Genomic DNA, 10,744 nt, shown 5'->3' on the forward strand with positions numbered 1-10,744 from the left:
GCCGCAGCAGGTTTACTCCGCTATCTGCAACTTGCGCGCCTGGGTGTACACATACCGCACTTTTTCGTATTCGAAAGGCGAGTTCAGCTGGCCATAGCGGAAGTTGGTGGTGTAGCGCTTGTCCACCACGCGCAGCGCGAAGATTTCCGGGTGGTCGGTGCTGGCTTCGGCCACGTTCAGGTAATTGATCGCCTGCTCGCCGGCATAGTCCACCACCAGCCCGGTGGTATCGCGCAGGTTCGATGGCCCCAGCAGCGGCAGCATCAGGTACGGCCCCTCCGGTACGCCATAGAAGCCCAAGGTCTGGCCAAAGTCCTCGCTCTGGCGCGGCAGGCCCATGCTGGTCGCCGGGTCCCATAGCCCACCCACGCCGATGAGGGTGTTGAACATCAGCCGTGCCGTGATCTCGGCCGAGCGCTTGGGCTTGAGCTGCAACACGCTATTGAGCAGGTTTGGCACGTCGCCGAGGTTGTTGAAGAAGTTGCTCACCCCCGTGCGCACGAAGCGTGGCGTGACATATTGGTACCCATTCACCAGTGGCAGCAGCACCCACTGGTCCAGCCGGTAGTTGAAGTGATACACGCGCCGGTTGATCGACTCCAGCGGGTCGTACACGTTCAGTGCTTCCAGGGTTGAACGCTCGAACTCGCGCTGGTCCAGCCCCGGGTTGAATTTCAGCTCGCGCAGCGGGTCGATGAAACCATCGGCTTCGGGCACCAGTGGAGCGGTACCGATCACCTGCGGGTCGGCCTCGACCACGCTGGCCCGGGGCGCGGTCTCGGCGGCCAGGGTGTGGCCGGCGGCAAGCAAGGCAGTGGCGAAGAGGAGTTTGTTAACCACGGAAGAACTCCAGCATGGCGTCACTGTTGACGCGATAGTTGAGGTTGCCGCAATGGCCGCCATGGGGGTAGAGGGTCAGCCGGTTACCGAACACCTTGCGCAGGAAACCGATGTCGCCCGGGCCGAGAATGACATCGTCGGCGTTGTGCATCACGGCGATCTTGTCACTGTCACGCAGGTAGTCTTCCAGGGCATACAGGCTGGTCTGGTTGACCAGTTGCAAGATGCTGTTGCCATCGGTGCGGGCGCGCCACATGGGGATTACCTGTTCGGTCATGTAGCAGTCAAAGTCGCATTGCAGGGCACGCTTGAAGAACGGCGTGAGGCTGCTGCCTTCGGTGATCGGGAACTTCGGCGGAATGATCAGGCCGCGGCGGTTGATCAGGTCGGAAGTGAAGGCAATGTCCGCTGCAGAGAACCGGAACGAAGTGCCGATCAGCATGGCCATCTGTTCGTTGGACAGGTGCTGTTTCGACTGCTGGAAGTCATAAAGCAGGGCGTCGTTCAGGTCGATGTAGCCTTTGTCCTGGAAGTAGCGCGTCAGTTTGGTCAGCATCAGCTCATAGAAGGTGGTACTGCGATCGATGCCCTTGACCTGGGTCTGCACCAGTTTGTCCAGGTTGTTGATCGAGGTGTACAGGTTGACCGGCGGGTTCAGCAGCAGCACGCGCTTGAAGTTGAAACTGCGGCGGGTTTCGTCCAGGTGGCTGACGAACGCGGCGTCGAGCGCACCCAGGCTGTAGCCGGTGAGGTAGAAATCGCTGACCGGCAGGCGTGGATGCTGGGCGCGCACGGCCTGCATTACCCGGTACATGTCCTCGGCGTCTTCCCGGCTGACGCCGGGGGTGGCAAAGCGCGACGCGGCGCTCATGAAGTCGTAGCTGGTGGGCGACGACAGTTGCACCACGTGGAAGCCGGCCTGGTAGAACAGCTTTTTCAGGTATTCGTTGATGCTGCTGGTGTACGGTGCGCCGGTGCCGGCAATAATGAAGATAAGCGGCGCTTCGCGGTCTTGGCGGGCCAGGCGGTATTTGAGCTTTTTCACGGCCCAGAAATTGTCGGGCAACGTGAATTCACGCTCGGGGCGCAGGTTGAGGCTGTAGTCCGACTGGGTAATGTCCTCGTCGCTGGGCAGGGTAGGCCGCTGATCCGGCGGCGTGGTGGCGATGGTCGCCTCGAACGGGTTGGTCAAGGGGTAGCCGTAGCTGGCAGCGTCGATATCCCGCGCTGAAGCGGCCACCGCCATGAGCAGGCTACCCAGCAGGGCAGCGAGGCGCAAAGATCGATGCATGTAATCCCCCAAAAGAACGCAAGGTCGAGCAGTGTGCAGGCTAGGACCACAGCCAACCGGGCAAAGTTGCCAGTTGCGGTGGCCTTTGGTGTGCTTGTTATTTGCAACATAGCTGCAGGGTTGTGATTTTGCCTTACAACCGGGCATAAGCGATCATGGATGTTTTCGATTACCGCTATTGGAGAACAGGATGTCTCGTTCAGTGCCGGCTGCGCTGCTCTTGCTGTTTCTGGGGCTGTGGCTCGCTGCCAGTTATGGCGTGCGTTATGGGCTGATGGAGGATGGCCAGTGGGTAGGGCTGTGCACATTGCCTGCGGCGTACTGGCAGTGCGAGGTGCGCTCGCTGCTGGGGCTAGGCATTCACCACCAGGTGCTGGCCTGGGGCGGGCTGGGCCTGGCGCTGCTGTCGCAGTTCGTGCCTGCGCGGGCCGGCTGGTGGCTGGCGGTGTTGGCATTGGTATTCGCGGTGCCGGCGCTGGTGCTGTATACCGCCAGCATTGCCGTGTTTGCGCTGGTGTTGGCGGGGTTGCGCCTGGTCAGGAGACCGCAGCAAGGCTGACAGGGGCGCGAAGCGGCCCCCGGGCATCAAGCCTGGCGCACCCGCAAGCTGCGCCACAATGCGGCTGTCATCAGCACACTCACTACCGCCCAACCCCAGGCCTGCTGGTTTTCCAGCCCTTCCACGAACAACTGCGGCGCCACCCCGGCCCCGACAATGAACGCGAGCAACGCCACCTCCGCCCGCCGCGCGGGCACCGGCCACAGCACATACACCAGCGCCGGCAACGCCAGCGCGGCGCTGGGGAAGCTGCGGTAGCGCGGGTCGAACACCATTGCCAGCATGCTCACCGCCGCGGCAAAGCCCGCCGCCAGCAACAGCCAGCCGGCCTGCGCCTGCAGCCAGGCGAACAAGCGCATGCGCCAACCGGCACGCTGCGCCAACGCCAGCAGCGCATGGGCCAGCACCAGTAGGTTCAGCCCGGCCAGTGCAACGGCCCACAGCCACTCCCCGGCAAAGCGTGCATGGGTGCGCATCAGCTCGCCCCACAGCCCCAGGCAACCCGCGCCAAACGCCGCCAGCAATGGCAGCAACAAGGCAGCCTGCGGGCTGGCGGGGCGCCCGGCAAGCAACAACATGCCCGCCATCAACAGTGCACTGGCCAGCAACCACTGCGGCCAGTCCTGCAGGTTGCTGACCGGCCCCTCCAGTATGCCCTTGTCCTGCCGGTCGGCATCGTAAAGCCCCCAGTAACCGCCTACCGCCCCTTCATTGGCACGCTTCCATGGCTGGTCGAACGCTTCGATCAGGTTGTAGTGCCAGCCGTTGCTTTCGGCCAAGGTTACAAAACCGCGGATGAAGCGCGCCTCGTTGACGCGGCTGGGTACGGCGGTCTCGCGCTGGCGGCCTTCGCTGGGCCAGCCGGTTTCGCCAATCAGGATGTCCTTGGGCGCAAAGCGCGTGCCGAATACCCGCCGCACATCGGCGACGTGGGCCAGTGCATCGTCAATGCCGCGCGGGTCGTCTTCCCAGTAGGGCAGCAGGTGTATGGTCAAAAAATCCACCGCTGGCGCCACCTGCGGGTGCTGCAGCCAGAACTCCCACACATCCGCGTAGGTCACGGGCACCTTGACCTGGCTTTTCACCCGGGCGATCAGCTTGGCCAGGTGCGCGCCGGTAACTTCTTTGCGCAGCAATGTCTCGTTGCCCACGATTACCGCGCTGACCACATCGGGGTTGGCGTTGGCGGTGGCGATCAGCAAGTCGATTTCCCGGTCGGTGTCGGCCGGGTGAGCGTTCACCCAGGCGCCCAGCATCACTTTCAGCCCATGCTTGCGGGCCAGCGCCGGGATGGCCTCAAGGCCGGTCATGGAATAGGTGCGGATGCACTGGAAACGCTCAGCCAGCAAGGCAAGGTCGGCGTCCATCCGTGCCGGGCGCAGGCGAAACGGCTGGTCATACGGCGACTGGTCCTTGTCGAACGGCGTGTACGACGCGCATTGCAACTTGTGCGTCGGGCTGGCCGCATCGGGCAGGTGCGCCGGCTTGCCAAGCCCGTACCAGAGCCCGGCGAGCCCGGCCAGGGCCAGCAGGCAGGCAAGCAGGTAAAGCGGCAGCAACAGGCGGGCAGAACTGGGCATCGGGCGGTCCATCGTCAGGCGCAAAAGGGTAGATAGTAGCCCGGCGCCAAAGCTTTGGCATGCAAGGATCGCGCAGGCGGGTGTAGGCCAATGACGCTAATGGCACAGTGCTGTCGCATATGGGGCGGGTGCAGGTCGCTGCTGGATCAGGTCGACCTGTATTGCAGGCAGATGATGCAATCTCCAAGACCTGACGAGGGGATGCTTTGATGGCGACTTTGAAAAAAATGCGACGGTTCCTGGGTGTGGGCACCGCCCTGGTAATGGCCATGGGCGCTGCACAGGCAATGGCTAAAGAAGTAAGCATTGGTTACGTGGATGGTTGGGCCGACAGCGTGGCGACCACCAACGTGGCCGCCGAAGTGATCAAGCAAAAACTCGGCTACGACGTGAAGTTGCAGGCTGTGGCCACAGGGATCATGTGGCAGGGTGTGGCAACCGGCAAGCTCGATGCCATGTTGTCCGCCTGGTTGCCGGTGACGCATGGTGAGTACTGGGCCAAGAACAAGGACAACGTGGTCGACTATGGCGCCAACTTCAAGGACGCCAAGATCGGCCTGATCGTCCCCGAGTACGTCAAGGCGGCGAGCATCGCTGACCTCAAGACCGATAGTAGCTTCAAGCAGAAGATTGTTGGCATCGACGCGGGCTCCGGCGTGATGCTCAAGACCGACCAGGCGATCAAGGACTACGACCTGACGGGTTACAAGCTGCAGGCCAGCTCGGGCGCGGCGATGACTGCGGAACTGGGCCGTGCCTATGCCAAGCAGCAGTCGATTGCAGTGACCGGCTGGGTCCCGCACTGGATGTTCGCCAAGTGGAAACTCAAGTTCCTCGAAGACCCGAAAGGCGTGTATGGCGCGGCAGAAACCGTGAACAGCATCGGCAGCAAGGAACTGGCTACCAAGGCACCAGAAGTGGCGGAGTTCCTGAAGAAGTTCAGTTGGAAGTCCAAGGACGAGATTGGCGAGGTGATGCTGGCGATTCAGGAAGGGGCCAAGCCTGAAGCGGCGGCCAAGGATTGGGTGGCCAAGCACCCTGATCGCGTGAAGGAGTGGACGGGTAAGTAGCGTTTGCCGTTGTTTTTTTAGCGCCAGTTAGATCGAGCGCCGCGCGGGCGGCGCTCCTTTTATGCCCGACCGCTAAACCGAAGCCGGTCCCATTCCAGCCCTGCCCCCATCTTTTCTTTGTTACGCAACCGGTAAAACACCGTTGCATCTAAGACTAAGGTCGTCTGGTTGCCGTCCAACAGCCGCATAAAGTAAGGGCGTGGGTTTCACCCCTACCTGTGCTGCTAGGACAAAAACAATGAACGACAGCATTTACCTCTCGATACAAAACAGCCCCCGTTTCAAGGAGCTGGTCACCAAACGCGAACGGTTCGCCTGGGTTCTCTCGGCGATCATGCTTGGCCTGTACTGCGGTTTCATCCTCCTGATCGCCTACGGTCCTCATCTGCTGGGCGCCAAGCTCAGCCCTGAGTCGTCGATTACCTGGGGCATTCCCCTGGGCGTCGGCCTGATCGTTTCGGCATTTGTCCTGACCGCCATCTACGTACGCCGCGCCAACGGCGAATTCGATGAGCTGAACAAGGCCATCCTCAAGGAGGCGCAACAATGATTCGTCACGCCAAAGCCCTGGCCGTCCTGGCCTGCGGAGCCTTTGCACCCGCCGTGTGGGCAGCCGATGCCCTGACCGGCGAGGTGCAGAAACAGCCGCTGAACGTTGCCGCGATTGCCATGTTCGTGGCCTTCGTCGCCTTCACCCTCGGTATTACCTACTGGGCCTCCAAACGCAACAAGTCGGCGGCGGACTACTATGCTGCCGGTGGCAAGATCACCGGCTTCCAGAACGGCCTGGCGATTGCCGGCGACTACATGTCGGCTGCCTCCTTCCTGGGTATTTCCGCCCTGGTGTTCACCTCTGGCTACGATGGCCTGATCTACTCGATCGGCTTTTTGGTCGGCTGGCCCATCATTCTCTTCCTGATTGCCGAGCGCCTGCGTAACCTCGGCAAGTACACCTTTGCCGACGTGGCCTCGTACCGCCTTGGGCAGAAGGAAATCCGTACCCTGTCGGCCTCCGGTTCGCTGGTGGTGGTGGCGTTCTACCTGATCGCGCAGATGGTCGGTGCCGGCAAGCTGATCGAACTGTTGTTCGGCCTGGACTACCACGTCGCGGTGATCCTGGTGGGGATCCTGATGTGCCTGTATGTACTGTTCGGCGGCATGCTGGCCACCACCTGGGTACAAATCATCAAGGCCGTGCTGCTGCTGTCCGGTGCCAGCTTCATGGCGCTGATGGTGATGAAGCACGTAGGCTTCGACTTCAACACCCTCTTCTCGGAAGCGATCAAGGTGCACAGCAAGGGTGAGGCGATCATGAGCCCGGGTGGCCTGGTCAAGGACCCGATCTCGGCCTTCTCGCTGGGCCTGGCGCTGATGTTCGGTACCGCCGGCCTGCCGCACATCCTGATGCGCTTCTTTACCGTCAGTGATGCCAAGGAAGCCCGCAAGAGCGTGCTTTACGCTACCGGCTTCATCGGTTACTTCTACATTCTCACCTTCATCATCGGCTTTGGCGCGATCCTGCTGGTCAGCACTAACCCGGACTTCAAGGACGCCGCCGGCGCCCTGTTGGGCGGCAACAACATGGCCGCGGTGCACCTGGCCGATGCCGTGGGTGGCAGCATCTTCCTCGGCTTCATTTCGGCAGTGGCCTTTGCCACCATCCTGGCAGTGGTTGCCGGCCTGACCCTGGCCGGTGCCTCGGCGGTGTCCCACGACCTGTACGCCAGCGTATGGCGCAAGGGCAAGGCCAACGACAAGGACGAAATCCGCGTGTCGAAGATCACCACCATCGCCCTGGGCGTGCTGGCGATCGGCTTGGGCATCCTGTTCGAGAAACAGAACATCGCCTTCATGGTTGGCCTGGCGTTCTCCATTGCCGCCAGCTGCAACTTCCCGGTACTGCTGCTTTCGATGTACTGGAAGAAGCTGACCACCCGCGGCGCCATGATCGGCGGCTGGCTGGGCCTGGTGAGTGCGGTGACGCTGATGATCCTCGGCCCGACCATCTGGGTGCAGATCCTCGGCCACGAAAAACCGATCTACCCGTACGAGTACCCGGCGCTGTTCTCGATGGCCATTGCCTTCGTCAGCATCTGGTTCTTCTCGGTCACCGACAAGTCCAAGGCGGCTGACGACGAGCGTGCGCTGTTCTACCCGCAGTTCGTGCGTTCGCAGACTGGCCTGGGTGCCAGCGGGGCGGTTTCCCACTGATGCTGTAGCAGCCCCCCTGAAATGCAGAACGCCCCGCTTGCCGGGGCGTTCTGCATTTCAGGGGGGCTGCTGATAACAAAGGCCCAGTAGCTCCCCCGGCTCAGGCGGACAGGCTCATATCATGCCCAATAACAACAGCACCAGCAGAATCACCAGCACGGCGCCAACGATGCCAGACGGGCCATAGCCCCAGCTGCGCGAGTGCGGGAAGACCGGTAAGCCACCAATCAGCAACAGGATCAGGATGATGATGAGAATCGTGGTCATGACGGAGTCCTTGCGTAGTTGAGGGTAAAGGGCCTCGGATTGCTGGCCTCTTGTAAAGTCGGACTGTTGCCGCTTGGCAAAGATTCCATTTGAGTATTGCCGGTATGGGATTCTTCGCCGCGCCGGGCCGGTACTGACCACACAGTCATGCCCGCCCATTCACTAGCCTGATGAACCCTGCCTGCCCACTCGGCCTTGTTTAGACTCGTTGCACCCTCACCAGAACAAGGCCAGCCACCATGCAAAACCGCATCATGATCACTGGCGCCGGGTCCGGCCTCGGTCGCGAGATCGCCCTGCGCTGGGCGCGTGAGGGCTGGCGCGTGGCGCTGGCCGATGTCAACGAAGCCGGCCTGCGCGAAACCCTGGAGCTGGTCCGCGCTGCCGGCGGCGACGGCTTCTTCCAGCGCTGCGACGTCCGCGATTACAGCCAGCTGACGGCCATGGCCCAGGCCTGCACCGAGCAGCTCGGCGGCATCGATGTGATCGTCAACAACGCAGGTGTCGCTTCCGGCGGCTTCTTCGCTGAACTGTCGCTGGAAGACTGGGACTGGCAGATTGCGGTCAACCTGATGGGGGTGGTCAAAGGCTGCAAGGCCTTCCTGCCGCTGCTGGAGCGCAGCAAGGGGCGCATCATCAATATCGCCTCGATGGCCGCGTTGATGCAGGGCCCGGGCATGAGCAACTACAACGTGGCCAAGGCCGGTGTACTGGCTTTGTCAGAGAGCCTGCTGGTGGAGTTGCGCCAACTGGAGGTGGCGGTGCACGTGGTGTGCCCGTCGTTCTTTCAGACCAACCTGCTGGACTCGTTCCGCGGGCCCAACCCGGCAATGAAAGCGCAAGTGGGCAAGCTGCTGGAAGGCTCGCCGATCAGTGCGTCGGACATAGCTGACTACATGCATCAGCAGGTGGCCGCTGGCGAGTTCCTGATCCTGCCCCACGAAGCCGGGCGCGAAGCTTGGGCGTTGAAGCGGCAGGCGCCTGAGCGGCTGTATGAAGAAATGGCGGAAATGGCGGTAAAAATGCGCGCCAGAGGGCATTCGAAGTGAATGGTCTGTAGGGGAAATTACCCGCGAATGTAGGGTGCTTCTGATTTGCTGTGGAGCTATTGAGTAGGTGAATGCCCGCGATGCACGCTCCGTTTTTCCCTTTCGCTGGAGGAGCGGAACATGCTGGTAATAGGACGCGAAGTGGGGGAGGTCATCGTGATTGGCGATGACATCCGGATCATGGTGGTAGAAACGCGTGACGGGGTGGTGCGCTTCGGGATCGACGCCCCGAAGGCGGTGTCAGTGCATCGTGCCGAGGTCTACAGGCGCATCAAGGAGGCAGGTCAGCGTAAAGCCCGCAGGGCTTGAGGTTGCCAGTGCTGAGCTCATCGCGGGCTTGGCGTGCTAATCGAGCAGCTCGCGGGGCACATCATGCTTGGCCAGCAATTGGCACTGCTGGCTTTCCGGGTCGAACAGGATGAACGCCTGGCCTTTGGCCAACGCCTGGCGTACCCGAAGCACACGGGTTTCCAGCGGGGTGTCGTCGCCATTGTCGGTGCCATCGCGGGTGACGAAGTCCTCAATCAGGCGGGTCAAGGTTTCGGCTTGCAGTTGCTCGTAGGGGATCAGCATGGTGGGCAGGTTCTGAAGTAAGTGTGGGCAATGCTACGCGAAACGTTCGGGCATTTGGGGCTGCAAAGCAGCCCCCAGGCCATCAGCCTTTATTGCCAACCAGGCTGTCCACCGCCGGCACCCGCGTGTCGCTCTCCATCTGCGCATCGTGCTCCAGCTGGTGGCTGAACCTTTCAAGCGAGGCATTGGCCGGCTGCGAGTCGCTGGCAAACACGGGCGGGCTCAACAGGTACGCCGACAGCAGCCGGCTCAACGCCGCAAGGCTGTCGATGTGCGTGCGTTCGTAGCCATGGGTGGCATCGCAACCAAACGCCACCAGCGCGGTACGAATGTCATGCCCCGCCGTTACCGCCGAATGGGCATCGCTGAAGTAATAGCGGAACAGGTCGCGCCGTACCGGCAGGTCGTGGTCGCCGGCCAGTTTCAGCAAATGCCGGGACAGGTGGTAGTCATAGGGCCCCGAAGAGTCTTGCATGGCCACGCTGACCGCATGCTCGCTGGAGGCCTGCCCAGGCGCCACCGGGGCGATGTCGATACCAACGAATTCGCTGACATCCCAGGGCAGGGCACCCGCGGCACCCGAGCCGGTCTCTTCGGTAATGGTGAACAGCGGGTGGCAATCGATCAACGGTTGTTGGCCGCTTTCCACCACCGCCTTCAGCGCCGCCAGCAACGCTGCTACGCCGGCCTTGTCATCCAGGTGGCGGGCGCTTATGTGGCCGCTTTCGGTGAACTCGGGCAGCGGGTCGAAGGCGACGAAGTCACCAATGCTCACGCCCAGCGCCTCGCAGTCGGCCCGGGTGGCGCAGTAGGCGTCCAGGCGCAGCTCCACGTGGTCCCAGCTGACCGGCATCTGGTCGATGGCGGTGTTGAAGGCATGCCCGCTGGCCATCAACGGCAGCACGCTGCCGCGCACGACCCCCGTGTCGGTGAACACGCTGACCCGGCTGCCTTCGGCGAAGCGGCTGGACCAGCAGCCGACCGGCGCCAGGGCCAGGCGCCCGTTGTCCTGCAGTTGGCGCACGCTGGCGCCGATGGTATCCAGATGGGCCGATACGGCCCGGTCGGGGGATGACTGCCGCCCCTTGAGGGTGGCGCGTATGGTGCCGCGACGGGTCAACTCGAAGGGTATACCCAGTTCGTCCAGGCGTTCGGCCACGTAGCGCACGATGGTGTCGGTGAAACCGGTGGGGCTGGGGATGGCGAGCATCTCCAGCAGCACTCGTTTGAGGTAGTCGAGATCGGGCTCGGGGTAGTGCTCAGACATATGTACTCCTTCATCGGCCTCTTCGCGGGGCAAGCCC

The 10,744-nt window shown here is 62.3% G+C and carries 12 protein-coding genes; 6 read left to right on the forward strand and 6 right to left on the reverse strand.

What is annotated here, in order from left to right; genetic code table 11:
* Window positions 1-12 precede the first annotated feature (12 nt).
* Both ACK1VC_RS18985 and ACK1VC_RS18990 read right to left on the reverse strand, forming a co-directional pair.
* Complete coding sequence (locus ACK1VC_RS18985) at window positions 13-759, reverse strand: MlaA family lipoprotein (RefSeq protein WP_049870369.1); 747 nt, start codon at window positions 757-759, stop codon at window positions 13-15.
* Between the two features lie 73 nt (window positions 760-832).
* On the reverse strand, window positions 833-2,131 hold the full coding sequence (locus tag ACK1VC_RS18990; protein WP_191087353.1) for a serine/threonine protein kinase: 1,299 nt from the start codon (window positions 2,129-2,131) through the stop codon (window positions 833-835).
* 190 nt (window positions 2,132-2,321) lie between these two features.
* Here ACK1VC_RS18990 and ACK1VC_RS18995 point away from each other — a divergent pair, with 190 nt between their 5' ends.
* Complete coding sequence (locus tag ACK1VC_RS18995; RefSeq protein WP_016485329.1) at window positions 2,322-2,690, forward strand: hypothetical protein; 369 nt, start codon at window positions 2,322-2,324, stop codon at window positions 2,688-2,690.
* Between the two features lie 26 nt (window positions 2,691-2,716).
* On the opposite strand, the gene ACK1VC_RS19000 is transcribed toward ACK1VC_RS18995, so the two are convergent.
* A complete protein-coding gene (locus ACK1VC_RS19000; protein ID WP_191087354.1) occupies window positions 2,717-4,282 on the reverse strand; it encodes a glycoside hydrolase family 17 protein in 1,566 nt (521 codons plus the stop codon).
* Window positions 4,283-4,479: 197 nt separating this feature from the next.
* Between ACK1VC_RS19000 and ACK1VC_RS19005 the strand changes: the two genes are divergently transcribed.
* The 3 genes from ACK1VC_RS19005 (at window position 4,480) to ACK1VC_RS19015 (ending at window position 7,551) form a co-directional block, all read left to right on the forward strand.
* The gene (locus ACK1VC_RS19005; RefSeq protein ID WP_016485331.1) at window positions 4,480-5,340 is read left to right on the forward strand and encodes a glycine betaine ABC transporter substrate-binding protein; all 861 of its coding nucleotides are present in this window, start codon (window positions 4,480-4,482) and stop codon (window positions 5,338-5,340) included.
* Between the two features lie 238 nt (window positions 5,341-5,578).
* On the forward strand, window positions 5,579-5,890 hold the full coding sequence (locus tag ACK1VC_RS19010; RefSeq protein WP_016485332.1) for a DUF485 domain-containing protein: 312 nt from the start codon (window positions 5,579-5,581) through the stop codon (window positions 5,888-5,890).
* Complete coding sequence (locus ACK1VC_RS19015) at window positions 5,887-7,551, forward strand: cation acetate symporter (RefSeq protein WP_016485333.1); 1,665 nt, start codon at window positions 5,887-5,889, stop codon at window positions 7,549-7,551. The genes ACK1VC_RS19010 and ACK1VC_RS19015 overlap by 4 nt, the downstream gene beginning before the upstream one ends.
* Before the next feature lie 114 nt (window positions 7,552-7,665).
* Here the strand turns inward: ACK1VC_RS19015 and ACK1VC_RS19020 are convergent, their stop codons facing one another.
* Window positions 7,666-7,818: a DUF3309 family protein gene (locus ACK1VC_RS19020; RefSeq protein ID WP_016485334.1), complete on the reverse strand. Its 153-nt coding sequence runs from the start codon at window positions 7,816-7,818 to the stop codon at window positions 7,666-7,668.
* A gap of 239 nt (window positions 7,819-8,057) precedes the next feature.
* On the opposite strand from ACK1VC_RS19020, the gene ACK1VC_RS19025 reads away from it, so the two are divergent.
* Both ACK1VC_RS19025 and csrA read left to right on the forward strand, forming a co-directional pair.
* Window positions 8,058-8,867 (forward strand): SDR family oxidoreductase, encoded by an 810-nt coding sequence (locus tag ACK1VC_RS19025; RefSeq protein WP_060518708.1) that lies wholly within the window; start codon window positions 8,058-8,060, stop codon window positions 8,865-8,867.
* Between the two features lie 120 nt (window positions 8,868-8,987).
* On the forward strand, window positions 8,988-9,176 hold the full coding sequence (csrA, locus tag ACK1VC_RS19030; protein ID WP_016485336.1) for a carbon storage regulator CsrA: 189 nt from the start codon (window positions 8,988-8,990) through the stop codon (window positions 9,174-9,176).
* 36 nt (window positions 9,177-9,212) lie between these two features.
* Here csrA and ACK1VC_RS19035 read toward each other — a convergent pair whose 3' ends face one another.
* Window positions 9,213-9,440: a YheU family protein gene (locus tag ACK1VC_RS19035; protein ID WP_009682864.1), complete on the reverse strand. Its 228-nt coding sequence runs from the start codon at window positions 9,438-9,440 to the stop codon at window positions 9,213-9,215.
* Between the two features lie 82 nt (window positions 9,441-9,522).
* Window positions 9,523-10,707 (reverse strand): osmoprotectant NAGGN system M42 family peptidase, encoded by a 1,185-nt coding sequence (locus ACK1VC_RS19040; protein ID WP_016485337.1) that lies wholly within the window; start codon window positions 10,705-10,707, stop codon window positions 9,523-9,525.
* Between the last annotated feature and the right edge of the window lie 37 nt (window positions 10,708-10,744).

The organism is Pseudomonas sp. XP2 (genome assembly GCF_053557975.1).